This window comes from Paenibacillus helianthi, assembly GCF_001909055.1.
Taxonomy (GTDB): Bacteria; Bacillota; Bacilli; order Paenibacillales; family Paenibacillaceae; genus Paenibacillus_AQ; species Paenibacillus_AQ helianthi.
Genome location: NZ_LVWI01000030.1, coordinates 67,538 through 92,913, shown reverse-complemented (window position 1 = coordinate 92,913; position 25,376 = coordinate 67,538). Strand labels below are relative to the sequence as shown.

The following is a 25,376-nucleotide window of genomic DNA, read 5'->3' as shown; positions in this document are numbered from 1 at the left end:
TTCTCCTCTCGGCGATTCCGCCGTTATATGATGTGGGTGTTGCCTCAGTCGTTTATTTGGAGAGCTGAAGTGCTTTGCCGCCCTGGATTAGGAGCACTTTGCCGTCGCTGACAACAGCAAGCTTGCTGCCATCTTTAGATACGGATACTTCTGATACATCTTCGGACGTATGGAACAGCACTGTTTTGCTGCCGCTGGCATCAATGGAATAGATAGAAGTGCTTCCGTCCGCTGCTGTACCGGAGACGATCAGACCTGTGGATACCCCAGTTGACCATGAAGGTTCAACATCAAGAGCGATGTTCGTAATAGTACCGTCCACTGCGATGGATTTCAGGGTGTTGGCTGCATTGCCATCCGGATCTGCACTCAGGTACACGACTCCGCCATTAGCCAGAATTTCCGGATACAACTTATTGTCCAGCGCTGTAGTCAGAGCTACAGGCTTCGCATCTTTGGTAGCGAGATCCAGCTTATACAGCTGTTCTCCGGCTTTGCTGAAATCTACAGTAAGCGAATCTTCTGTACTGTCAGCATCATTTTTGGCGACCCCGGTTACGTTAACAATGTAGACAACACTCTTGGCATCAGCAGACAGACGCAGTTCTGATTTATTCTCCACTTTATCTTCAAGCAGTGCTTTAACGGCACCAGTCTCTACCGAGATTTGAGCGATCTTCTCCTGCTTGTCACCCTGGATGAAGTAGATGGTCTTGCCATCTTGCGACCAGACCAGATCCGTCTTCACGCTGGTATCCGTTCCAAGTGCAGAGATGGCTCCGCTGGCAAGGTTGATCAGCTTCAGCTGGCCTGTCTCATCGGTGAACGCGCCCCAGTTCTGATCTGTGGAAACTGCGAAATCCAGTGCGCTTTCATTGGAAGAGAAAACCTCGTAGTCGCCAGGGTATGTGCGGAATTTGAACAGCTGCGCTGTTTCGGAATCGCTTTTGTTCGCAATAATGCTCCCATTGGCACTCCAGTGCAGCGTATCAAACTGACCTTCCGGACGGGCAAAGCTCAGAATCGTCTGACCTTCAGCCTGCAGTTCTCCGCCAAGCGAAGTAACCAGCTTCGTCAGCTCTACATACGTTTTACCGTTATAATCGACAGGTGCGATGGTGAATTGTTGTGCCACACCATCTACTTGATAGCTTTTTGAGCCTGCTTGAATGACTACATTATGTAATCCCTTGCTGTCGTTCAATTGAAAGCCTCCGCTGCCTAAGATCAGCTTGGCGCCAAGCTCCCCTGCCACTTGACTTAGCGAATACAGCTTATAGCCTTTGCTGTCAATAGTGCTAAGGGTCACTGGCGTTCCGTTCACAGTCCAGGTGGTGCTGCCTTCTTTGACTGCTGAGGTCTTAACGGCGGCAGCATTAGCACTGCTGCTTGTTGCCAAAATACTTCCCGCTCCTCCTGTTACGAGAAGTGCTGAAGCCAAAGCCGCGCTGAACCATTTTCTATTTCTCAATTAGATTCACCCTTTTCCTATAGGTAACTGCTAATGTTATTTTCATCTACGAGTGTCAATTCTGTTCGAGAGGAATGTTATGGAAATATTAACTGCACAAATAAGACCGCACCTGAGCAATCAAGGTCGGCCTTAAGGTAAATTTTAGGTTAAATACGTTAATTCTCAATCCATGTTACGATAATTTCGGTACTGCCGGGATTCGAAGCCGAGCTGGTGCCTATAATAGAATAGGAATATGCATTAGGGACCTTGCCACTAATAATCATGTTTTTCCTGTCCACAATCTGTGTCCCGAGTTTCAGCGATTTGTCATTCACATACTTTTGATAAGTGCTGCCGAGTTCATCCATGCTTTCCCGGGTTTCATAGATCAGCATGGAGGACTTTTTTCCGTGGGCTGCCTCACCCTCAGTAAATGTAATACCCGCACCGGCTGGAATCGGCAAATCCCCGGGAAGATACTGTGACTTGTCTACGCCTTCTTGCGCCAAAGTGCGAAAATGCCCTTCACCCGTCTCACTTCCGGGATTGCTGCATGCACCAAGTCCTGCCGCGGCCACCCATACCAGCAAGCCCAGCACAACCTTTCTGTAGGTCATTTTCCAGCCCCTCTTCTATGGAAAGTTTATTATTAGTATATTTACTGATACCCATAATTACCCTAAACTTCCACAGATTAAAACTCCTTTTTGGTTAAACTTTAAAAAAATCTTTTCATTAGGGTTTCACTGCTGAAAAAGCAATTTACATCTGTAACGGATTGATTTAGAATAATGAGTGAGTACTCACTCATATCCATGGAATCGAGGAGATTGACATGAACCAAGTGAATCCTGTGATTGCTGTAACCCATGTCCACCGCGCATTTGGCAGCAGAGAGGTGCTGAAGGATATTACACTTCAGGTGGAGCAGGCCGAAACCTTCGGTATCCTTGGCCCTTCCGGCTCAGGTAAAACTACGCTCGTGAAGCTGCTGACCGGCATTGATGAAGTTACCTCAGGGGAAGTGAAGGTGCTGGGAACCCTTGTGCCCAAGCTCTCCCTGCTGCAGCAAATCGGCTATATGGCGCAGTCGGATGCACTTTACACCGAGCTAAGCGCCAAAGAAAATCTGGAATTCTTCGCGTCCCTTTATGGACTAAAGGGCGGAAACCGTGTCCGGCGGATCGCCGATGTGATGGAGATTGTAAATCTGCAGGAGCATCTGCGTAAACGCGTGGATCAATATTCCGGCGGAATGAAGCGGCGCCTGTCGCTGGCGATCGCCTTGTTGCATGAACCCCCGCTGCTCATTCTTGACGAGCCTACGGTGGGCATTGATCCGGTATTACGCCAGTCTATCTGGAAAGAGCTGCGTGCATTGAACGGAAAGGGTACCACTATTGTGCTGACTACCCATGTGATGGACGAAGCGGAAAAATGTGACCGGCTCGCGATGATCCGGGACGGGCAGTTGCTGGCTGTGGATTCTCCGAAGGGTCTGCTGCAATCTGCAGGCGTTGCTTCGATGGAAGACGCTTTTCTATATTATGGAGGTGCCCGGCGATGAGAGTACGCGCAATTACCCTGCGGATCCTGCAGCAATTCATTCATGATAAAAGAACCATGGCGCTCATGTTCATCGCCCCACTTCTCGTGCTCAGCCTGATGAGTCTGGTATTCAATGGAAATGCCTATGAGCCAAAGATCGGGGTCTCCGGCGGTGCGATCCCTTTCACCAGCGCACTTGAAGCGCAGAACGCGAAGGTTGTTCCATACAAATCAGCGGACCTCGGCAAAGCCGACCTTCAGGAAAGTGAGCTGGATGCCCTCGTTACTCTAAACGGAACTTCACCCGAGGTTATTCTTGAGGGCAGCAATCCGACCGCAAACCGGGCGGTGATGATGGCTGTGTCTGCAGCCATCCAGAATTTTCATCCGGCAAATGCGGGACAAGGCCAGATGAAACCGCAGATCAGCTATCTGTACGGCGCTGAGGATATGAAGACCATTGACCGCTTTGGTCCGATTATGATTGGTGTATTTATCTTTTTCTTCGTCTTCCTGATTGCCGGTGTTTCCTTCCTGCGGGAGCGGACTACCGGAACACTGGAGCGTCTGCTCTCCACGCCCCTGAAGCGCTGGGAGATTGTGCTTGGCTACGTCTGCGGGTTCGGTATCTTCACCGTGTTCCAGGCGCTGCTGATCTCCTGGTTCTCTATCCAGGTGCTCGGCATTATGATGGCGGGGAGCTTCGGCTATGTGCTGCTGCTGACCCTCCTGCTCTCGATGTCGGCTCTGACTTTGGGCACGCTGCTCTCGGCATATGCCGCCAATGAGCTACAGATGATCCAGTTCATTCCGCTGATTATTGTTCCGCAGATTTTTCTGAGCGGGCTGTTCCCGCTGGATACCCTTCCCCTGTGGCTGCAGCGTGTGGGACTGGCAACGCCGATCTATTACGGCTCGGAAGCGCTGACGAATATCATGATCCGCGGCAAAGGCTGGAACGCCATTGACCTTGATGTCTACGCGCTGATTGGCTTCTCCCTCCTGTTCATGCTGCTCAATGTGCTGGCTCTGCGCAAGCATCGTAAAATGTAAACTTTAATTTTCCTGTGATAGACTATATTGAAGGAAAAGTTTTGGGAGGACAACCGCATGCAAAAGAACAAAGCGGCAGAGCAGCAAGGTCAGGAAGAGTGGATCGCGGAGCTGCTGACCCTCAGTGAAGAACAAAAGATGACACCCAAGCAGCTGGCCATTCTGCAGGCGGGAATTGAGATTTTTTCCGAGAAGGGCTACGCCGCTGCCTCCACCAGTGAAATTGCCCAAAGGGCGGGAGTGGCAGAAGGTACCATATTCCGCTACTACAAGACCAAAAAAGAGCTGCTGCTGTCTATTGTAAGCCCGGCTATGGCCAAGATGATCGCACCTTTCGTGCTTCGCAATTTCGGCGGAGTGCTGGATGTTCCTTTTGAGAGCTATGAAGCGTTCCTGCGGGCCTTTATGGTGAACCGCCTGGAGTTCGCCCGCAAAAATTTTAAGATCCTGAGAATATTCGTACAGGAAATCCCCTTCCAGCCGGTTCTCCGGGAACAGTTCATTGAAAATGTTATGAACAATATACTGGAGCGGGTAACGAATATCACCGATCATTTCAAAGAAAAGGGCGAGGTGGCAGGTGTTCCCACCCCTTCGATTATACGCTTCACTATCTCCTCCGTAATCGGGTATCTGTTGGCACGCCTGCTGCTGATGCCGGACAAAGACTGGGATGATGAAGCTGAGATCAACCTGACTATTGAGTTCATGCTGCATGGGATCAGCGGTCCGGCAATACGGCGTGAGAATCAATGAACAGAAAATATTGTTAAAACCAATTTCATCAAATATCCGTCCTATTTTTTGGCACCTGTCGGCCAATCGAATTAAGCATATCGCCCGCGACCCACGGCCATCCTCTACCTGCAGAACTGCGGGCCCAGGATGGCTTTTTGTATTCCTGCTTTGAAGGCGTACGCATGTTCTGCTAATATGGAAGCTATAGTAATTCAGCATTTAAGGATATGTTAGAAGGAAGTGATCATGCGGTGAGTTTTTATGTGCCGGAACGGGTAATCCGGCTGCTGTGCGGCAAGGCAGCTTTTGAACGGGGCTCAGAGGATTATGAAGCTGGAAAGGTCCGGCTGGCCGCCGTAGAGAATAATGAGGGACTGGAATATTCGAAATATCAGGCTACTGTCTACGGACTGGAGCCTTACGATATCACGCTTACCATAGACAGCGACGGAGACGTGAACGGCAAATGCTCCTGTCCCGCGTATTCCCACGGTGGACCGTTTTGCAAGCATATTGCCGCAGTTCTGGTATCTGTCCTCTATGCCGAAGAAGACGTGGATGGACAATCATCTGGAATGGAGCCGGATGAAGACCACAGGAATCCACAAAACGTAGCTGATGACTCAAATGACCGGTTTCTTGTAAGCAGTATGCTGGGGTTGTTCGAGAACAACCGCCAACGCCCGAGCGGCGCTGGAGCTTATGTAGATGTTAGAATCCCGCTGGAGATGGAATTTATCTGCAAACCCTTTGCCTATAACTTTGGCAACCGCATGCTCGGCCTTGAACTGAAAGTGGGCCCCAAACGCCTTTACATTGTCCAGAAAATAAGAGCGTTTCTGGAACGCGTCCACCGCGGCGAACCCTTTGAATTCTCCAAGCATTTCATGTATGACCCTGCCCTGCACTGCTTCAAGAAGGAAGACAATGCCGTGCTGCTGAAGCTGATCGAGATTCTTCTGAATGAACGGATCTACCAGGGCAATGCCGCGCCTTATTCCTCTTATTCAGGAAGTATGGGCGGAGAGCGGGTGCTGGCCATTCCGCCTTTTTTCTGGGAGTCACTTCTGCCTGTTCTAGGGGCATCCTCTTCTGTTCATTGGCAGGCAAGCGACACGGTCACCGCAGGCATTCCCATTGAGAACGGGCTCCCTAAGCTTAGTTTTCAATTTGATGAGGCTGAAGAAAAGGGCTACCGGCTGGACATTACAGGACTGGCACAACTTACGGTCATGGAGGATTACGGGCTTGTGCTGTCTGAAAGCAAGCTGCTGAAGCTGCCGGTGCAGGAATGCATACGTCTGTCTGAACTGAAGAGAATGCTGGCCGAGTCCAGAACCAACGGGATCGTTATCGCTCCAGGACAGATGGAAACTTTTATGGACAAAGTGATTCCCGGCCTCAAGAAGCTGGGGCAGGTTCATATCGCTGCTGCCATTGCTGACCGGATTGTACAGACTCAGCTGCAAGCCAGGCTCTATCTGGACCGGGTGCGGGATCGGCTGCTGGCCGGGCTTGAATTCCAGTACGGAACGATTGTTGTCAATCCGCTGGAGGAGCAGATGCGTGACCGCGGCGATGAAGTCATCCTCATGCGGGATAGTGAAACCGAGCAGCGGATTCTGGATCTGATGGCCCATGAGTCTTTTGCCCGAACGGACAGCGGCTATATTATGAACGACGAGGAAGGGGAATATGACTTCCTGTACCATACGATTCCATTGCTGGAGCCCTTGCTGCAGGTATACGCGACCACCGCCGTCAAGTTGAGGGTGCCTACCGGCACGTACGTCCCCAAGGCCAGCTTAACGTGGAATGAAAAAACCGACTGGCTTGATTTCAAATTCGGTATGGACGGCATTCCCGAATCAGATATAGTACTGGTGCTGAAGTCCCTGCAGGAGAAGCGCAAATATTACCGCCTGCCGGACGGGGCGCTGCTGCCGCTGGAAACCGCCGAGTTCCAGGAAATTATCGCACTCATTAATGAGCTTGGAATGGGGACTGCCGATATCCCTGGCGCAGAATTCTCTCTGCCTTTAATCCAGGGGCTTCATTTGGATGCCGATACCGGCAAAGGAGGTACCGATGCTATCCGCATTGGACGCTCCTTCCGCCGTCTTCTGGCTAACATGCACAGTCCGGAGAATCTTGACTTTCCGCTTCCGGAGACACTGGCTCCGGTGCTGCGGGATTACCAGCAGTATGGCTTCCAGTGGCTGAAGACGCTGGCTCACTACCGTTTCGGGGGCATCCTCGCAGATGATATGGGGCTGGGCAAAACGCTGCAAAGCATCGCTTTCCTGCTCTCAGAGCTGGAAGATATCCGCAAGACCGGGCTGCCTGCGCTTATTGTTGCACCTGCCTCGCTGCTCTACAACTGGCAGAATGAACTGAAGCGCTTCGCTCCGCAGATCCAAGCGGCTATCGCCGACGGGAACCTGACCGAACGGAGCCGGACGCTGCGGAATGCGGCAGGCTGTGATGTTGTAATCACCTCCTATCCGCTGCTGCGCCGTGATGTCGAGCTGTATGTTAAGCATTCTTTCCATACACTCGTTCTGGATGAAGCGCAGGTCATCAAGAACCATGCCACCCAGACGGCACAGGCGGTAAAAGCATTGCAGGCGCGCTACCGCTTCGCCCTCACCGGAACGCCGGTCGAAAATGCGCTGGAGGATCTCTGGTCGATCTACGGCGTCGTGTTTCCCGGATTGTTCCCGGGCAAAAAAGCCTTTCACGATTTGCCCCGGGAGACTGTCGCCAGGCGGATCCGCCCGTTTCTGCTGCGCCGCCTGAAAAGTGATGTACTTAAAGAACTGCCGGAAAAGATCGAGTCCCTTCAGGCCTCCGAGCTGCTGCCGGAACAGAAAAAGCTGTATGTTGCCTATCTCGCCAAGCTGCGGAAGGAAGCGCTCAAGCATCTGGACAGCGATGAGTTCGGCAATGGGTTCGGCAATGGGCGAATCAAGGTGCTTGCCGGACTTACCCGTCTGCGCCAGCTGTGCTGCCACCCTGCACTTTTTGTGGATGGCTATACGGGAGGATCGGGCAAATTCGAGCAACTGCTGGAGATTATCGAGGAATGCCGCAGCTCTGGCAAGCGTATGTTGATTTTCTCGCAATTCACCGAGATGCTTGGGATGATCAGCCGCGAAATGGGCTTGCAGGGGATTTCACATTTCTACCTGGACGGCCATACTCCTGCTTCTAAGAGGGTTGAACTGTGTGGACTTTTTAATGAAGGAGAAAGGGACCTGTTCCTCATCTCGCTCAAAGCCGGGGGGACAGGCCTGAATCTGACCGGAGCAGACACCGTCATCCTCTATGATCTGTGGTGGAATCCCGCTGTCGAGCAGCAGGCCGCAGACCGGGCACACCGGATCGGACAAAAGAAAGTAGTGCAGGTGATCCGGCTGATTGCTCAGGGCACGGTAGAAGATAAAATGTACGAGCTGCAGCAGAAGAAGAAAAATCTGATCGATGAAGTCATCGAGCCGGGTCAGGAAGCCTTATCTTCCCTAACGGAGCAGGATATCCGCGAAATTCTGATGATCTGATCCACATCAGGAACTAATCATCATTTCCTAAATAACAAAGCAGGGACCTCCTCTCGTATACCGCCGGAAGGTCCCTGTTTCTGTTCTCATTTTCTAATTTGATTTCGTATTATGCCTCCTGACTTGTTTTCTCGTGTTCCACTACACGATGTGCTCCGACCAGCTGACCAGACGATTGTTTGCCCCACACGGATATTCCAACAGTCTCCACATCTCCAGAACCGGTTGTAAACACAAACTCGAAGGCATCCAAATCAGCAAAATAATTTCTCGTCACAACTTCATCGGGTCCGATATTAATCACTTCATTTACATACAACGTTCTTGTTGTGCCAAGCACATACCCTTGAATGGTTACAGTGACAGCACCTACTGTATTTCTGCATACCATTTTCACCGTCACCAGCTGTGTGGGTCTAACCCCCAGAACCGCATTGTTCTCCAGGGGTCCAGTTGATAAAATAGCCATCTTGTCCCACTCCTCCTTTCTTGTATTCACCATTCAGTCTATGAAGCTAAGACTCTTGCAGTGTTTGATCCTAGTCGCACAATATATTCATATTCGAGCAAGCGGCTAACCGTGTGGACAGAAGACAGGCTCCATTCACCGATAGCAGCGCAAGAGCATAGAGTGTATAAATAGATTGTTTTATGGAAGAAGGGAGATTCCATGCCCCCTCCTGGAAAGGGGAAAAAGACCGGTGCCAAAAAACAACCGGCTAATCCCAACAAACAAATTCCAAAAGGATTGGAATACACAGTGGCTGTACTGCTGCTGACCGGTAAACTGCGGGTAGATTCTATCCAGATGTATACCGATGCTTCCCTGTTCGTCAGTTTGACGGGAAAGTATAAATCCTTGGGCGATTTAAGCTCCGGCAATGCTAACAATGTTGATAAGCTGCTCAGCTTCCTGGATGATAATAGCAGCTTGACCTTGAACGAAATCATGACCGCCCTGAAGAAAAAAACCGATAACTCCTGAAGCCCGGAAAAATGACGAAAGGGAGGCGCATTGACGGATGGACAGCTTTGACGGAGAGGACTTTGCCGGCGGTATTCTGCTTGTAATCGTAATTGCCCTGCTGATTTACGGCTCGACAGACATTAAAAATCTAACGGGTGCACCCGCTGCGGATTGATCGGTTATTCTCCGGCGCCCTGATGCCTGGTTTGGCCTCACCACAAAATGGCTATTGCTTTCTTCCAAAAATTCGCTATACTGATAAAAATCAATCCACATTCGATGAACGGGAAAGTAGTGATCCAGGACCCTAGTCCCCAGCGAGCCGGGAGAGTGTAAGCCGGTACAGATCCTGTCATGAAGCGCACCCGGGAGATGGACTTCTGAACTGGCAGTAGGAAGCCCCGGCTGAAGGCCGTTAACCTGTGAGGTGGCTGAACCCGGTGTTCGGCAACGAGAGTGGTACCGCGAGCGCTTATGCCCTCGTCTCTTTTAGAGACGGGGCTTTTTTGTGTTTGCCGGACCCCTGGATTTGCAGCTGTAGTGCATTTTTTAAGGAGGGAATCCCATGTTAAGTCAACTGATTAGCAACCATTTGGAACAAAGTGTAAACCAAGTAATCCGTAGTCTCGGGGCAGAATCTGCAGAACCGGTAACCGTTGCCCTGGAGCAGCCTGCGAATGCCGATTTCGGTGATTATTCAAGCAACATTGCCATGCAATTGGCCAAAAAACTGCGCAAAGCTCCCATGACCATCGCCGGACTGATCACGGCAGAGCTTAAGCAAATGAGCATTACCGGAGGATTGTTCGAACGCATCGAGATCGCCGCTCCGGGATTTATAAATATGTACATCAACTGGCAGGAATGGGCGGGCTATTCCTTTGAGCTGCCTACGGGCAGCGGGGAAAAAGTGATTGTCGAGCATACCAGCGTCAATCCGAATAAGTCTATGCATATAGGCCACCTGAGAAACTCCTGTATCGGGGATGCGCTGGTAAGAATTTTACGGAAAACAGGGTACAACGTGGAGGTCCACAACTATGTGGATGATCTGGGCAATCAACTGGCGGATACGGTAGTGGGCTTGCTTCATGTGCCGCTGGCCGGTGAGCATGTCCGTTTCGGGGATTACTGCTGGGATATCTATGCCGCCATCAACAAGGAGTATGCACTGCAGCCGGAGAGAGTCCATAAACGGACGGACATTCTCCATGAACTGGAGGAAGGCCACGGTAATACAGCCTGGCTCGGCCAACTGGTTGCTGAACGGATCGTAAAAGAGCATGTCGCAGAGATGGACAACTTCGGCATCGGGTATGATCTTCTGGTCTGGGAGAGCAGTATTTTAAAGGAGGGCTTCTGGTCATCCGCCTTCAGTCTGCTGAAAGAGACCGCAGTATTCGTCCAAGAAACAGAGGGTAAGCTAGCAGGGTGCTGGATTCTGAAACAACCGGGGGCTGACGGGACGGAGAGCGATTCGGAGGATCATCAAAAGGACAAGGTGCTGGTGCGTTCTAACGGAATTTTGACCTACACTGCCAAGGATATTGCCTATCATCTCTGGAAATTCGGATTGCTGGACAAGGATTTCAGCTATAGCGAATTCAACTCGGGACTGTGGACAACTGGTTTAACTGGAGGTCCTATGGCTTTTGGCAAGGCGGACAGAGTGGTCAATATCATCGACTACCGGCAGGAGTACCCGCAGGCGATGGTGAAGCAGGCACTTGAAGTACTGGGGTATGGGGAGCAAGCAGAGAAGCTGAATCATGTCAGCTACGGTGTAGTTTCACTCAGTCCGGCTTCCGCCGCTGAGCTTGGCATCGATACTTCAGAGGGCAAAAGCTCCTACGCCATGTCCGGCCGCCAAGGGATTGGCGTCAAGGTGAGCGATCTGGTCCAGCTCATGGAGAGCAGCATCGAAGCCGCCCGCTCCGACAAAACCGGCCTCTCCAGCCGGCTCATCGCCACCGCCGCAATCCGTTATTACTTGCTGCGCTTCAATCTGGGCACGGAGATTGTGTTCGATTTCAAGCAGGCCACAGAGATTTCCGGTAATACCGGGGTCTACCTGATGTACACCTTCGCGCGGGCGGGCCGTGTGCTCAGCAAAGCAGATTCCCCCGCGGAACAGGAAGCGGTTCCCCAGTTCCCGGCACAGCTGGAGAAAGCTGAGCTAGCGTTGCTTAGACAGCTCAGCACCTGGGAGGACACTCTTTATACGGCGAGCCGCGAGCTGACGCCTGGTAGTATTTGCAACTACGCTCATACCCTGGCCTCGCTGTTCAACAACTTTTATTCTAACTGTCCGATCCTTAAGGGAGAGGATACCTCCATCCGATTCCGGATCTGGCTGACTCTGCGCTTCCAGAACACCCTCGGCGAAGTCTTGGATGTACTCGGACTGCCGAAACCCGACCGGATGTAATAAGAACGGGCTGATTGCGAAGAGAATGCTCTCGATGCTGATGCTTCAACGAACCATCCGGGCTTCTCATCCCCCGGACGCACAAACAGCCTTCCCGAAGGAAGGCTGTCCAGTGACGTCCCGGAAGGGATACAGCCCATTCGGGCTGATTGCGAAGAGAATGCTCTCGATGCTTATGCTCCAACGAACCATCCGGGCTTCTCATCCCCCGGACGCACAAACAGCCTCCCCGAGGGAAGGCTGTCCAGTGACGTCCCGGAAGGGATTCGAACCCCTGACCGTGCGCTTAGAAGGCGCATGCTCTATCCAGCTGAGCTACCGGGACACATGTGAAAATGCAAAGCTTATAAGACATATGTATTAACGCAACGTTATCTATTATACCTTATTCAGCAAATTTTTCAAGAGGCCGTTTAAAAGTTTGCCACTCCTTCTCTTCTTACCGGCATTTCTGCCCCCGGAGCGAATATAGAGGAAGTCTATCTGCTTCATCCTCAAAACACCGCTGCCGGGGCAGGTTCAGCGGCATGAATTCCGCTGCCGCTGCTCTTTAGCCTACTCTTTAGGACAGCTTATGGAAATGTGCCTCCAGCTGTTTTTTCAGATCTCCAAAAATGAGCAGCTCCTGCTGAAACTTCGACCGTTCATCCTCCGGAGTCATAATGGTGCTGCCGGTGAAACCGCTGAACGTTACGTCCTGAAATGCATCATGCAAATTGTTATCAAACCAGTCGGTTGCGGTATCGGCATCATTCGTCAGAATGCGTACAATTTCATAGCCTTCCTCGCGCTGGTCTTCCACAATGTACACCAAAAGGGCAGAATCGCCCACAGCCCCCGGCAATACGCCAACCTCTGCACATGGTGCGCCGTCGTATTCGGTCATTCTGCGGATTTTGGCGTCTTTAATATAATACACTGGTCATCATCCCTCCTGGCAAATTTTCCTCTTCTCTAGTGTTCGGATAAGGACATACATTTTATGCCTTCCTTCGGCATATATCTGTATTACTTGGCAAAAAAGAAACAAGTGGAAACGGCTCCGCCGACCCAAAGAAGCCTATACTTCCGAAGGAGCGATACTTTGTATCGCATTGAGGAAGCCGTTTCAGCGAGAAATATAAGGATCATTTATTGCGTAAAGCATATAAATTCTTATATTTGGACAACAATCGCACAAAAGAGAGGATGAAACATCATGTGCGGAATAACCGGATTTATCCAGTGGCGCGGCGACCTCACACAGCACTCGCAACTGCTCGTAAAAATGACTGAAACCCTGGAGAACCGCGGACCGGATGCAGCCGGAACCTGGATCTCTGGCCCATGCGCTTTCGGACACCGGAGACTTAGTGTGATCGATCCCGAGAATGGCGCCCAGCCGATGATCGCCCGCCATGACGACAAGGTGTACGCGATTGTGTATAACGGCGAATTATATAATGCCCCTGAGCTCAAAATCGAACTCAAGCAGCGCGGGCATCATTTTCTCACGGAATGTGATACAGAGGTTCTGCTCCAAGCCTATATCGAGTGGGGACCGGACTGCACAGAGAAGCTGAATGGTATTTTTGCTTTTGCCGTGTGGGACAGTTTGCGCGATCAGTTGTTTTTGGCACGCGACCGTCTGGGGGTAAAGCCGCTGTTCTACAGTCAGGTCGACGATGTGTTTGTCTTTGGCTCTGAGCCCAAAGCGCTGCTGCAGCATCCGAAAGTGAAGCCCAATGTCGGACCGGAGGGGCTTGCGGAAATTTTCATCATCGGACCGGCCCGTACACCGGGACAGGGGATATATAAAGATATATTCGAGCTTCGTCCAGGTCATGCCATGATTTATAGCCGGAATGGAATCCGCAAATATGCCTATTGGGAGCTTACCAGCTACGAACACACTGACAATGTGGATGAAACGGCGGCCAGGGTCCGCGAGCTGCTGCAGGATACTTTGGAGCGCCAGCTGGTTTCCGATGTTCCGGTCTGTTCCCTGCTCTCCGGAGGGCTGGATTCAAGCGCGCTGACCGCACTCGCCGTAGACTATTACAACCGGACCGGCCAGGGCCAGGTAGATACCTATTCCGTAGATTATGTCGATAATGACAAGCATTTCAAAAGCCACACCTTCCAGCCCGGTGCAGACGGCCCCTGGATTAAGCGGATGGTCGATGAACTGAAGACGAATCACCACTATGTGGCGTTTGATACCCCCGAGCTGGTGGCAGCGCTGGATAACGCCCTCTATTCGCGGGATTTGCCAGGGATGACCGATGTGGATTCTTCCCTTTATTTATTTTGCCAGGAGATCAAAAAGAATGCGACCGTCGCCATTTCCGGCGAAGCAGCCGATGAGATCTTTGGCGGTTACCCGTGGTTCCACCGTGAAGAAATGCTGTCTTCAGGCACTTTCCCTTGGGCGGTCGCACCAAAAATGCGTTCAGAGCTCCTGTCACAGGAGATCCGTGAATGGATACGTCCGCTGGAATATCTGGGTGACAGATACAGCGACGCGGTAGCAGAGGTGCCAAAACTTGACGGCGAGACCGGCAAACAGGCGCAAATGCGCGTGATGTCCTACCTCAACATTACCCGCTTCATGCCTACCCTGCTGGATCGCAAGGACCGGATGAGCATGGGCGTAGGCCTGGAGGTCCGCGTGCCTTATTGCGATCACCGTCTCGTGCAATATGTATTCAACATTCCCTGGGAGATCAAGACTGTAGGCAACCGGGAAAAAGGCATTCTCCGCAAAGCCTTGGAAGGCATTCTCCCGGACGATGTGCTCTACCGTAAAAAAAGCCCATACCCCAAAACACATAATCCGGCTTACTTAAATGCTGTCCGGACGCAGATGCTGAACATTCTGGATGACTCTTCCTCCCCTATTCTTCCATTAATAGACGCCGCCAAAATCCGTGAAATCGCCGCATCACCGGAATCTTCCAGCAATCTTCCCTGGTTCGGCCAATTGATGTCTGGTCCGCAGCTGTTTGCTTATCTATCCCAAGTCAATCTCTGGCTGCGCAAGTATAACGTTTCGATCGGGTAAAACATCTGCCGGGTTAGCATTCACGCAGATCTATCGCTCTGCAGGTCTGCCCCTAGCCTACGGGGCAGCGGCCATTCTAGCTCATACCCTGATTACCGGCAGTGCGCCGGATATGCGCCAGTTCGGCTTAACCTCTGATCTGCCGCCGCAGTTTGGTGGCTGGATGACCGCACTCGTGTGGATGCTTACCTTGATTACCGCCAGCACAGTAAAGGGCGGAATTGCCCTGCCCGAAAGGCAGCTGTTCTGCCGCGTTCACCTAACCGTAGCCTGTGCGCTCCCGCTCAGTCTATTAAGCGGCAGAGCCTGGTGCTGCCTGCATCATTTCCGGCAGAGCTGCCGCTAATCCATCCTCTTAAGCCAAAGAGCAAGTCCCACGAAGGAGACTTGCTCTTTGGCTTTCAATATTGTACCCAATGCCTTTTATGTGCTTAAAAGTTGAAATTATCCGGGTCCGGACCGAAGCGGTGATTCTGATTCAGATCTTCAATCGCTTTGACATCCTCATCGCTGAGGGTGAAATCGAAGAATCCCGCATTCTCCACGATGCGCTCGGCATGTACGGATTTTGGAATCGTGACGACACCTTGCTGCAGATCCCAACGGAGCACAATCTGCGCTACGGTCTTGTTGTATCTACCGGCTAGTTCTTTCAACAGCGGCAAATCCAGATTCCCCTGCATGAGCGGGCTCCAGGCTTCTACCTGAATATCATGCGACTTCGCATACTTCAGCAGCTCGCGCTGGGTCAGAAGCGGATGGAATTCCACCTGATCCACCGCAGGCACCACTCCCGTATCGTCGATGATATCCTGCAGATGATGCGGCTGGAAGTTGCTCACGCCAATGGATTTGACAAGCCCCTCCTTTTGCAGATGCACCAGAGCTTTCCAGGAATCGCGGTACTTACCGGCCACAGGCCAATGGATCAGGTACAGATCCACAACATCCAGGCCAAGCTTCTTGCGGCTGACCTCAAAAGCCTTCAGTGTCGACTCATACCCCTGGTCACCGTTCCACAGCTTGGTCGTAATAAACAGCTCATCCCTGTCCGCTCCACATTCACGGATGGCTTGCCCGACACCCTCTTCATTCTTGTATCCGGCAGCCGTATCGATACTTCGATAACCGGTCTCCACCGCCGACTTCACCGCCTGAATCACTTCTTCCCCGTTCTTGGTCTGCCATACTCCAAGCCCCAGCCAAGGCATGGTTGCCCCGTCATTTAACGTAGGCCCCCCGGAAAAGGGTCCGTTTGCTTCTGTCATGATTAGCCCTCCAGTCGTAATGGTATTAAGCGGAAACGGCCCGCCATCCTATCCTCGGCTAGTGTCCGTCTCAGCGAGAAATATAAGGATAATGTAAACCGCTGCATTTCAGCGTGCTTATCCCTGAACAAACTTCCTTTAACCTTATAATCGGCATAGTAATCAGCCATTATCAAAATCAGTATAGCAGTTCATGCCTTAGATACAAAAAATGGAGTGCAGCTGCAAACACAGCCACACTCCATTTGCCGTTCATTTTATTTCCCGATCAGCTTGAAATCATCGAAATGGAACTCGGGAGAGACGATGCAGGAGACCAGCACCGGCTCTTCGCCGAGCGGCCGGGCGGCCTGCCATACGCCTGGCGGAATAACTACCTGCGGCTGCTGGCCGGCTGCAATGTCAAGGCCCAGAACGACCTCAGTCACATTCTCCGGCTTGTCACCGCTCCCTCCCAGACTCAGAACTATCGGGCTGCCGGAATGCCACAGCCAGATTTCAGACGAGAGCACCGTGTGCCATTCTGAGGCTTCGTCCGCATGCAGCAGAAAATAAATGGAAGAGGCCGATGCCCTTGGCCCGGAGTAGCTCTCACCCAGGGTGTCCTGCGGAATTTCAAAAGGGGCATTCCATAGTCTTTTATACCAGCCGCCTTCCACGTGAGGCTGCAGCCCCAGCGCTTCCACCAGTGGCGAAATTTCTTTTTGCGTCACCATATTCTCTCCTTAAAGTTTTGCCAAGCAAAACTGGCTTCGTAAGCACACACCTTAAGTTTTGCCCAGCAAAACTGACTTCGTAAGCATGCGCTTCGTTTTGCTTTTACTTTAACGGAATGTGACGCAATTGTAAAATATCCCTCTTACTTGCTCTCCTTGCTCGCCTTGAACACCTCAGCCATAGCGCCGAGCGTGCCCAGCGTATCCACAGCACTGGTAGGCAGGAACACCTTGTTAGCCGCTCCCTTGGAAATTTCGGTCAATGCCTCAAAAGATTGATATGCGAGCACCCGTTCATCGAGTCCAGCGCTGCTGATCAGCTGAATACGGGCCTTCTCGGCCTCGGCTACCGCTTGAATCGCTTTGGCCTGACCAAGTGCTTCCAGCTCCTGTGCCTGGCCTAAGCCCTCAGCCTGACGGATACGCGCTTCCTTATCGCCTTCTGCCTTCAGGATCTTACTCTGCTTATCACCTTCGGCACGCAGGATCATATCCTGCTTAGCGGCTTCGGCCTCCAGCACAATCGCACGTTTGCTTCGCTCCGCCTTCATCTGCTTATCCATCGCTTCCTGGATATCGAGCGGAGGCTTAATATCAATAACCTCTACGCGTTCAATCCGCACGCCCCATTTCTCCGTAGCCTCATCCAGCGCAAGGCGGATATCCGAAGAAATTTTTTCCCGGCCGGATAAGGTTTCATCCAGCTCCAGCTTACCGATGATCTGCCGCATGGTGGCTGTGGAAATGTTGCGCACCCCGTATACATAATCAGAAATGCCATAGGTTGCCTCTTCCGGGCCTACCACCTGATAGAAAATAATTGTATCGATCTGTACCTGTACATTATCCTTGGTAATCACGGTCTGCGGCGGCACATTGGCCTGTTGAATCCGCAAATCATGATACGTCCGTACCTGATCGATAATCGGAATAAGGATATTCAGCCCCGGTGTAAGCAGCCGGTGGAATTTACCGAGACGCTCTACAACCCCTACACGCTGCTGCGGTACGATTTTGATGGTCAGCGCGATAAATACGACAACAACAAAAATAATAATCCCAATAATAGCCCATTGCATTAGTACATATCCCCCCATTTTACTACTTCAATAATTGTGGAGCTTCTTCCGACTACTTTGACCACTTCATCCTTGCCCAGCGCCTCTATTGAGGTTGCGCTCCAGGTGTCTCCGCCTACCTTAACCTGACCGAATTGCCCCGGCTCAATCGGTTCTACAACGAGCCCCTGCCTGCCGACAATTTCAGTCCCTGTATCCTTGAACCCCCGCGAATTGCGGAATCTCGCTACCAGCGGCTTGGAGCAAATCGTCAGCCCCAGCGCAACGATCGAGCCTGCCAAGACCTGCAGCAATACCGCGTCAGGCAGCATAAGGGAAACAAGACAAGCTGCAAGAGCACCAATGCTTAACCAGAGCAGGTAAAACGTAAGCGTCATCATTTCAACGACAAACAGGACACCGGCTGCAATTAACCAAAATACCCAGACCACCATCGGTGAACCCACCACCTTCCGCTATATACTACTATAACGAAATAAACCGTATGACGTTGCATAAATTTTATTAGCCCGGACACAGGCATTACATATCAATATATTACAGCGCGTGGAACTTATGAGCGGCTATTTCTTTTCTTGTACAAAAATCCGTATGTATGGTTCGATCGCCAAGTGATCCGCTGGAAATTCCAACTGAACAAAAAGCTTGCAGAGTCGGCTCAGCCTTCTCTGCAAGCTTTTTGCTGTTGAAGATAAGCTGTTAATTCAACAGCCAGAGAGCAGGCGTCAAAACCGGCTCCCAGCCTGGCAGCGAGGTATGGGCCTGGCGGCAGGTGTACACATTACCACCATAGCTCACTTTATCGCCCACTTTGTAGGCGACTCCTGCTGCCCAGGCGGTTACTCCTGGAGTCGCTGTTGGAGTTGGGGTAACCGTAGCAGTAGGCGTTGGCGTAGCGGTTGGTGTCACTGTAGCAGTAGGCGTTGGCGTAGCGGTTGGTTTCACTGTAGCGGTCGGGGTTGGTGTCGGTGTCGGCACCACTCCGCCGCCCAGATCGGTACTCAGCTTGTTCTGCAATGTTTTGTTGCGGTCGCCGCTGGTCTCCCAGAACATCGCTCCTGCCAGGCCTTTGGTTTTGATATAGCTCGTTTTATAACTGAAGGATTCCACGTCATCATAGCTGATGAATGTTTGTGCAGACGGATTATAGAGATAGGGCACTTTTGAGGTGTTGTTCCAATAGCGGGTATAGCCGTTTTTGTTAATATAATTGGCTTCGAGATCGTAGAAGTCATAGCTCCCCTTTTCCCATGTGCCTGTGGACGAAATACCGGCTGACACCTGATATTGCCCGTTTCCTGTACTCGGCGCACCGCCCCAGCCGCGTCCATAGAACGGCATGCCCAGAACGAGCTTATTCGCCGGGACTCCGCTTGCGAGATAGCTTGTGACGGCTTTGTCTATATTATAGTTCGCCGGCTCAGTCAGACCTGTTGAGGCTGCCGCCGGATCGTAGTAGAGCGGAGCATTGTGCCCTGTAGTCGTATTCCAGCTGCCGTTGAAGTCATAGGTCATAATGTTGATCCAATCGACAACGGCAGCAATGCCGCTAAGGTTATTGTTCTGAATGTATGCCGGGCCTGCGCCGGAGGCAATGGTCAGCAGGTAGGTTCTACCGTCGGCAGTTCCGGCGGCATTCAGCTTTTCACGGATTTTCTGCAGCAGCAGCACGTAATTCTGCTTATCCTCCGGGCGGTAACTGTTGCCTGCAAGACCGCTGCTAACCGGATATTCCCAATCCAGATCGACACCGTCCATTTGATACTTGCGAATGAAATCGACTGCAGAATTCGCAAATACTTCACGGGTCGCCGCTGTAGCGGCAACATCGGAGAACCGGTTCGACCAAGTCCAGCCACCGACGGAGATCACTGTCTTGAGGTTCGGATTCTTCGCTTTCAGTTTCCAGAGCTGCTTCAGATTCCCTTTAATCGGATCATCCCATTTGTCATCTCCGAAACTTTTCTGGGCATCGATCCAGGGATCACCCAGCACAATCGTGCCATTCGGGACGCTGATCGGCTGGCCTTGTTCATTCTGGCAGGTCCAGGTGACCGGATTCGGTCCGGCCGGGTCGGGATTGCCGTGAATCCCGTTCCAGCAAATATCGGCAAAAGCATAGTTGATCACATTCATCTTACTGGGATCAATATCTGTAACGTTGTAAGCCCGTCCGTAGGCAGCCCACGAAGCATAATAACCGACGAGCTTGTAGCCCGCAGCCGCATTTGCAGTTTTGACATGGGTACCTATCGTTGAAAAGAGTGCAATCACAAGAGCAACAGCCATCCCAAGCGCAAAGGTTTTACGAAATCTGCTGTTTGCCAACCTCATTTTCATTTACCTCCCTAGGTTCTATGCATAGCTTGTAATCCTGTTTCACAGACAAGGCTCCTTGTGTCACCTCCAGATTGGAATGTACCTTCATCCATTGTCTCTATTAGATTCACGAGATCCGGATACTAGATGAGTACACAAAAAAAGCGCACGAAAAATGATCATCTGTGCTCTTAATCTTGTAATGCTCTCATAGCCTGCAATTTCGGTAACGTTGTCTGGTGTGCGAAGCTGGTCTTGTGCTTGAGAAGTTTGTTCTATGCGTTGTTGTCGGGCAATACCTGCCTACAAAACGATTGAGAGGGATGTTGTACATAGAATAAGAGGATTCTTAACAAAGGAAAGGATGAAGGTAATTCTTATTTTCATACAAAGCACCGGATTAAGCTAGGGAGAAATTTCCATACTTAGGGGATAATATCATCTAGTTTCCATTTATCACTGCATAAAAAAAGTCTGCCGCAGCTCTCGCGGACAGACTTTCTGAAGGGGACAGGCGAGGCATAAAAAGCTGGGATAGAGCAAGATGCCCGCCTGTTTTTTCTTTTGTTATTGGCCTTGAAGTTCCTGCTGCGCCGCAAGCTTCCCAGTTAATAACCGCAATGCCTTGCCCCGGTGGCTGATGGCCTGCTTTTCTTCCAGCGTCAGTTCGGCCATGGTTTTTTCGTACTCTGCCAGGTAAAAGAGGGGATCATAGCCGAAGCCGCCGGCCCCCGCCTGCTCGGAGGTAATCCAGCCCTCCACAGTTCCCTCAGCGGTCAATTCTTTGCCCGTAGAAGGATCGTACAGGGATAAGGCGCAGACGAAGCGGGCCGTACTAAGCAGCGGCTGTCCGGTGTCCTCGCCCTGTTTCAGCTTCTCCAGCTCGTTCAGCAGCTTCAGATTATTCTCAGGATCACTTGCACCTTCACCTGCATAACGGGCCGAGTAGACCCCCGGTCTTCCCTCCAAGGCATCCACACACAGACCGGAGTCATCTGCCAGAACAGGGAGGCCGAGGGCATCCCCGACGGCTTGGGACTTCTTCAGCGCATTCTCGGCAAAAGTCGCCCCATCCTCCACCACATCGGGCAAATCCGGGTAATCGAACATGCTTTTAACGGTTAGGCCGAGCGGAGCAAATGCATGCTGAAACTCCCGCACCTTGCCCTTATTCTTCGTCGCGACAATCAGAATACCGCCCCCGGAATCCATTGCTATACCTCTTGTCCAGGCTGGCCTGTGGGGATCTTGAGCGCGATCGCTCCGAGCACTTCCTTTTGTACGGCAATCAGTTCGTAGATCCCTTTCTCACCCAGACCCAGCAGTTGATCCAGCTCCTGACGGGTAAAAGGACGCTCTTCTCCGGTACCCTGGACTTCTACAAACGCCCCGCCTCCGGTCATGACCACGTTCATATCGACTTTCGCTTTGGAATCCTCTTCATAATTCAGATCAAGCAGAGTCTCGTCGCCGACAACCCCGACACTAATCGCTGCAAGATAGTCCGTAATTGGAAATACGCTCAGTTTATGCTGATGCGCAATTTTGTTAATCGCAAAGGCCATAGCTACAAAAGCCCCTGTAATCGAAGCTGTCCGTGTTCCGCCATCCGCCTGAATAACATCGCAATCCAGTGTAATGCTGCGCTCGCCAAGAGCGTGCAGGTTCACTACGGAACGCAGTGCCCGCCCGATCAGACGCTGAATTTCCATCGTGCGTCCGGTCAGTTTGCCGCGTGCCGCTTCACGCTGGTTGCGCGTCTGCGTGGCACGGGGAAGCATGGAGTATTCAGCGGTTACCCAGCCTTTACCCTGTCCTTTCAGGAATGGAGGAACCTTCTCGTCCACCGTGGCTGTACAAATGACCTTGGTGTCCCCCATTTCAATGATCACGGAACCTTCCGCGTATTTATTGGTTTGAGTGGTTATTGTCAGCGGCCTAAGCTGATCTGCATTGCGCCCGTTTGATCTCATCTTTTCTGCCTCCTACATCTCTAGCTCTAAGTTTGTTGTGTGGCCTCAGCGTCCGCCCTCTTACATTCTACGCAGAAAGGGATGCCGTCCCCATAAAGATCAGGACGGCATCGCCTTGAAATTTCATCTATAAGATTCGGAAAGCTAAGCACAAATACCTGCAACGCTTACGGCAAACAGCCGGTTCAGAGTTCGCTGACTCCAAGTAGCAGCGTAGCAAGCTTTATTCTACCAAAGAGCAGGCACAAAAGCATCTTTTGACCTTACTTTCGATTTTACAGCGGTAGCACATTCACATATTCCGGGGCCGATACCGGCTGCCCGTAGTCAACGTTATTGGTGCCGGTTACTGTTTTTTGCCCGTTCATGCGGATTTGCACCAGCGCATCGTCGGAGTTCTGTGCAACCGTAAGTACAACGGATTCAAGCATTTCCGCCGGTACTCCCTTGCCGTCCGCGAACATATCATCATTCAGAGAAACAGTGACCACCCCGTTCTGTCCCGCTTCCACCGAATCCAGCACCGTTTCCTGAGTCATTACCGTCTCCAGTCCTTTCTGTGTTTCCGGACCGGCAATCAGTTCATTCAGCGCTGCCTTCAGGGTATCCTGCCCTGCGGGTACAAAGCGGGTAACCGGTACATAATATTGATAACTGCCGTCCGAAGCTGCTGCTGAAAAATATACCGTGACCGCGCTGGAATTCATCAGCAGCGGTCCGTTTTTGGGGAGGTTAATTCCGAGGGTGCGGGTTAACGGGCGGTCCAGCGGCGTGCCCTGCAGCGGCATCTCCGTAAGTTTTTTCCCGTCTACCCACAACTGCACGCCCTGAATTCCGTCCTGTCCGGTCAGCGTCCAGGTGACCGCTTCAAGTATTTTGCGTTCATCTGCCGGTTCGTAATCATTAAACTTGGAGTTGAACTCAACCACGGCCAGCTTAGCCTTGTCTACGGTGATGTTCTTCACTTCCGTTCCGGCAGGCAGCACACCCTTGAAGCCCTCGGGTAGTGCAGAGGCATAGTTTCCTTTGCGGACCAGTGCGGTCAGGGAGTCCTTCAGCATAGCGGTATCGTCGCCTTCCGGCAGGCTTAGAGATACCGGGGCTAACAGGCCATTTCCATCCTCCAGGAAGACGGTTGTCCGCTCTCCGGCTGCAGCAGCAGACGAAGTATCCGTACTCACTCCAGCGGAAAGGTCAGCTCCATCCAGTGCTGCGGGCCCGAGCAAACCGGTTTTCAATGCCCCGTCACCGCTGACTTGCAGCATTTGCGCTTCGACCTCACCAGGCGGAGGATCCACTGATGCCGATTCCGATCCGAACATACTGCAGCCGGACAAGGTTAACGGAACCGCGAGCAGGCAAGCTGCGGAGAGCCCGCGGATGTGTTTCATATGCTTCATGAATGATTACCCCTTTCAACGCTTGAGATCAGTTGTACTGCTATGTATACGAGCCCTCTGCTCAAAAAATAACAACAGCTTATCCTAAATTCCCGGAATCTGGACAATTGCAGCACAGGCAGGTTACAATTTTCTAAGCTATCCAAACTAAGACACATTTACGGGGTGACTGATCATGGCTGATGCTAATGCAAAAATACCTTACAGTCTAAACAGCAAAAAGGTCGCGGAAGCAACCAGGTTCTGGCTGCATAAACGCGGAGTAACCTTGGAAGAAATCGCCGAGCTGGTAATGCTGCTGCAGAAGAAATATTATCCGAACCTTACAATGGAAGAGTGTGTCCATAACGTAGAGATGGTGCTGAGCAAACGCGAGGTACAGAACGCCGTTCTGACAGGTATCCAGCTGGATGTGCTGGCAGAAGAGGGCAAGCTGCTCTCCCCTCTGCAGGACATGATAGAAAATGATGAGAGCTTGTACGGCGTCGATGAAATTCTGGCTTTTTCCATAGTGAACGTATACGGGAGCATCGGCTTCACCAATTACGGCTATGTGGACAAGCTGAAACCAGGGGTTCTCGAACGGCTGAACGACAAAACTACCGGCCAAATCCATACCTATCTGGACGACATTGTAGGAGCGGTGGCTGCTGCCGCCAGCTCGCGTATCGCGCACCGGAAACAGGCCGAACGTGAGCAGGAGCTTGGTCATCCGCATGCGCCCGAGGATCTTGAGGAAGCCTCACGGAAGGCAGCGCCGGAGAAAGAAAAAACACAGCCGGAATAGCGGTCAACGTGTTAATTGGTATACCAACTTCGGACAGCCCCCCTAGAACTGGTCTGCTCCGGATAATAGATGGTAAGGAAGGTGAGCACAGGATGACCTATCCCTTTGTGATCAGCCCCATGCTGGTACAGGATTTTGAGAGTGAAGATGAGCTCATTGAGCGCTGCAAGGAATGGAACCTATTATCCACCACAGCAACCCGGGTCAAAACCTATCTGTACAAGCGGCAAGGGCTTACTTTGCCCTGTGAGATTGTAGGATATGTTGATCCTCAGACCGTTGTGATACAGTTCGAGAACAAGCAGCAGCACTGCATTCATCCTGCTTATCTAAAAGAAATGCAGACTGCCGCCTTCGGTTCAAGAGCAGGCACTGTTTCCGAAGCGGCGAAGACGGAGGAATCAGGGAATGATCCTGAAGAAGCTGTGGCGGAAGAGGGGGCAGCAGATGTTGTAGATTCAGCAGCCGGCCCGGAAGATAGCGGAGACGAAGAGGCCACACCATCAATGGCTGTTAGCTCAAGGGCTGAAGAAGCTGTAGCCATTGTAGCCGGCGAACCGCCGGAAGCTCCAAAGAAGAAACCGGCCAAATCCCCAAAGAAGGCGGCCGTAGTTCTGCCTGAAGAGAAGCTGCAGATGACGGCTGTCGTCAAAGAGTTCACAACCGTGCCCAATCATTTCTCCGATAACGATGACGAGGTTATCATCTATGAGGGAGTGGCTGTGGAGGGCCACGACCTGGCTATCGATGAAATCTGGTCCAGCCACAGCGCAACGTTAAAAAAACTGGAATTGGCTGTTGGCGATACCGTGTCCTTTGAAGCAAAGGTCGTGGCCAAGAAGCTCACTCAGCATCCTGTGAAGTACAAAATCAACAACCCGTCCAAGATGAAAAAGGTAGAATAATCGTTACGGTTCAGTACAAATTGACTGTTCGGGCGGTCCAACAACGGCATTCCTGCCGTTGCTTCTGAGCAAACCAGCCCAGGGTGCTTCAACAACGGCATTCCTGCCGTTGTTCCTCAAAAAGGCCAGGCCGCGT

The 25,376-nt window shown here is 51.7% G+C and carries 22 protein-coding genes, 1 tRNA gene and 1 other annotated feature; of the genes, 10 read left to right on the top strand and 13 right to left on the bottom strand.

What is annotated here, in order from left to right; all coding sequences use genetic code 11:
- Positions 1-52: 52 nt before the first annotated feature.
- Positions 53-1,471, bottom strand: coding sequence for a TolB family protein (locus tag A3844_RS07735; RefSeq protein WP_143192035.1), 1,419 nt, complete (start codon positions 1,469-1,471; stop codon positions 53-55).
- 158 nt (positions 1,472-1,629) lie between these two features.
- The gene (locus tag A3844_RS07730) at positions 1,630-2,073 is read right to left on the bottom strand and encodes a hypothetical protein (RefSeq protein WP_074084184.1); all 444 of its coding nucleotides are present in this window, start codon (positions 2,071-2,073) and stop codon (positions 1,630-1,632) included.
- Positions 2,074-2,291: 218 nt separating this feature from the next.
- Between A3844_RS07730 and A3844_RS07725 the strand changes: the two genes are divergently transcribed.
- From A3844_RS07725 to A3844_RS07710, 4 genes are all read left to right on the top strand, one after another.
- Positions 2,292-3,023: an ABC transporter ATP-binding protein gene (locus tag A3844_RS07725; protein ID WP_083606751.1), complete on the top strand. Its 732-nt coding sequence runs from the start codon at positions 2,292-2,294 to the stop codon at positions 3,021-3,023.
- On the top strand, positions 3,020-4,057 hold the full coding sequence (locus A3844_RS07720) for an ABC transporter permease (RefSeq protein WP_074107074.1): 1,038 nt from the start codon (positions 3,020-3,022) through the stop codon (positions 4,055-4,057). Before A3844_RS07725 ends, A3844_RS07720 begins: the two co-directional genes overlap by 4 nt.
- 57 nt (positions 4,058-4,114) lie before the next feature.
- A complete protein-coding gene (locus tag A3844_RS07715; RefSeq protein ID WP_074107073.1) occupies positions 4,115-4,813 on the top strand; it encodes a TetR/AcrR family transcriptional regulator in 699 nt (232 codons plus the stop codon).
- A gap of 233 nt (positions 4,814-5,046) precedes the next feature.
- Entirely contained in the window at positions 5,047-8,355 is a 3,309-nt protein-coding gene (locus tag A3844_RS07710) for a DEAD/DEAH box helicase (protein ID WP_074107072.1), read from the top strand.
- A gap of 109 nt (positions 8,356-8,464) precedes the next feature.
- On the opposite strand, the gene A3844_RS07705 is transcribed toward A3844_RS07710, so the two are convergent.
- Positions 8,465-8,824, bottom strand: coding sequence for a hypothetical protein (locus A3844_RS07705; protein ID WP_074084179.1), 360 nt, complete (start codon positions 8,822-8,824; stop codon positions 8,465-8,467).
- Between the two features lie 201 nt (positions 8,825-9,025).
- Here A3844_RS07705 and A3844_RS07700 point away from each other — a divergent pair, with 201 nt between their 5' ends.
- Together A3844_RS07700 and A3844_RS07695 are read left to right on the top strand one after the other, a co-directional pair.
- The gene (locus tag A3844_RS07700) at positions 9,026-9,340 is read left to right on the top strand and encodes a hypothetical protein (RefSeq protein WP_074084178.1); all 315 of its coding nucleotides are present in this window, start codon (positions 9,026-9,028) and stop codon (positions 9,338-9,340) included.
- 252 nt (positions 9,341-9,592) lie between these two features.
- Positions 9,593-9,813: a binding site (T-box leader), on the top strand.
- Positions 9,814-9,887: 74 nt separating this feature from the next.
- Positions 9,888-11,750: an arginine--tRNA ligase gene (locus A3844_RS07695; protein ID WP_074107071.1), complete on the top strand. Its 1,863-nt coding sequence runs from the start codon at positions 9,888-9,890 to the stop codon at positions 11,748-11,750.
- A 251-nt stretch (positions 11,751-12,001) separates the two neighbouring features.
- Here A3844_RS07695 and A3844_RS07690 read toward each other — a convergent pair.
- Together A3844_RS07690 and A3844_RS07685 are read right to left on the bottom strand one after the other, a co-directional pair.
- Positions 12,002-12,075: transfer RNA gene (locus A3844_RS07690), tRNA-Arg, on the bottom strand.
- A gap of 237 nt (positions 12,076-12,312) precedes the next feature.
- On the bottom strand, positions 12,313-12,669 hold the full coding sequence (locus A3844_RS07685; protein WP_074100614.1) for a hypothetical protein: 357 nt from the start codon (positions 12,667-12,669) through the stop codon (positions 12,313-12,315).
- A gap of 279 nt (positions 12,670-12,948) precedes the next feature.
- Here A3844_RS07685 and asnB point away from each other — a divergent pair, with 279 nt between their 5' ends.
- Both asnB and A3844_RS32725 read left to right on the top strand, forming a co-directional pair.
- Positions 12,949-14,793, top strand: coding sequence for an asparagine synthase (glutamine-hydrolyzing) (gene asnB, locus A3844_RS07680; RefSeq protein ID WP_074107070.1), 1,845 nt, complete (start codon positions 12,949-12,951; stop codon positions 14,791-14,793).
- A gap of 112 nt (positions 14,794-14,905) precedes the next feature.
- Positions 14,906-15,139 carry a hypothetical protein gene (locus A3844_RS32725; protein WP_074107069.1) on the top strand — a complete coding sequence of 78 codons (234 nt, stop codon included), beginning with the start codon at positions 14,906-14,908 and terminating at the stop codon, positions 15,137-15,139.
- A gap of 85 nt (positions 15,140-15,224) precedes the next feature.
- Here the strand turns inward: A3844_RS32725 and A3844_RS07670 are convergent, their stop codons facing one another.
- The 8 genes from A3844_RS07670 to A3844_RS07635 form a co-directional block, all read right to left on the bottom strand.
- Positions 15,225-16,061 (bottom strand): aldo/keto reductase, encoded by an 837-nt coding sequence (locus A3844_RS07670; protein ID WP_074084174.1) that lies wholly within the window; start codon positions 16,059-16,061, stop codon positions 15,225-15,227.
- 257 nt (positions 16,062-16,318) lie between these two features.
- Complete coding sequence (locus tag A3844_RS07665) at positions 16,319-16,777, bottom strand: cupin domain-containing protein (protein ID WP_074084173.1); 459 nt, start codon at positions 16,775-16,777, stop codon at positions 16,319-16,321.
- Positions 16,778-16,920: 143 nt separating this feature from the next.
- On the bottom strand, positions 16,921-17,856 hold the full coding sequence (locus A3844_RS07660; RefSeq protein ID WP_074084172.1) for an SPFH domain-containing protein: 936 nt from the start codon (positions 17,854-17,856) through the stop codon (positions 16,921-16,923).
- On the bottom strand, positions 17,856-18,290 hold the full coding sequence (locus A3844_RS07655) for an NfeD family protein (RefSeq protein ID WP_074084171.1): 435 nt from the start codon (positions 18,288-18,290) through the stop codon (positions 17,856-17,858). The genes A3844_RS07660 and A3844_RS07655 overlap by 1 nt, the downstream gene beginning before the upstream one ends.
- Before the next feature lie 265 nt (positions 18,291-18,555).
- On the bottom strand, positions 18,556-20,190 hold the full coding sequence (locus A3844_RS07650; protein ID WP_244169724.1) for a glycosyl hydrolase family 18 protein: 1,635 nt from the start codon (positions 20,188-20,190) through the stop codon (positions 18,556-18,558).
- 552 nt (positions 20,191-20,742) lie between these two features.
- Complete coding sequence (locus tag A3844_RS07645) at positions 20,743-21,387, bottom strand: XTP/dITP diphosphatase (RefSeq protein WP_074100612.1); 645 nt, start codon at positions 21,385-21,387, stop codon at positions 20,743-20,745.
- Between the two features lie 2 nt (positions 21,388-21,389).
- The gene (rph, locus tag A3844_RS07640) at positions 21,390-22,148 is read right to left on the bottom strand and encodes a ribonuclease PH (protein ID WP_074107067.1); all 759 of its coding nucleotides are present in this window, start codon (positions 22,146-22,148) and stop codon (positions 21,390-21,392) included.
- A gap of 275 nt (positions 22,149-22,423) precedes the next feature.
- A complete protein-coding gene (locus A3844_RS07635) occupies positions 22,424-23,548 on the bottom strand; it encodes a GerMN domain-containing protein (RefSeq protein ID WP_074100611.1) in 1,125 nt (374 codons plus the stop codon).
- 175 nt (positions 23,549-23,723) lie between these two features.
- On the opposite strand from A3844_RS07635, the gene A3844_RS07630 reads away from it, so the two are divergent.
- Together A3844_RS07630 and A3844_RS07625 are read left to right on the top strand one after the other, a co-directional pair.
- On the top strand, positions 23,724-24,335 hold the full coding sequence (locus A3844_RS07630; protein WP_074100610.1) for a phosphatidylglycerophosphatase A family protein: 612 nt from the start codon (positions 23,724-23,726) through the stop codon (positions 24,333-24,335).
- A 92-nt stretch (positions 24,336-24,427) separates the two neighbouring features.
- Positions 24,428-25,240, top strand: a complete 813-nt coding sequence (locus A3844_RS07625) for a hypothetical protein (protein WP_074107066.1) — start codon at positions 24,428-24,430, stop codon at positions 25,238-25,240.
- The last annotated feature ends 136 nt before the right edge of the window (positions 25,241-25,376 follow it).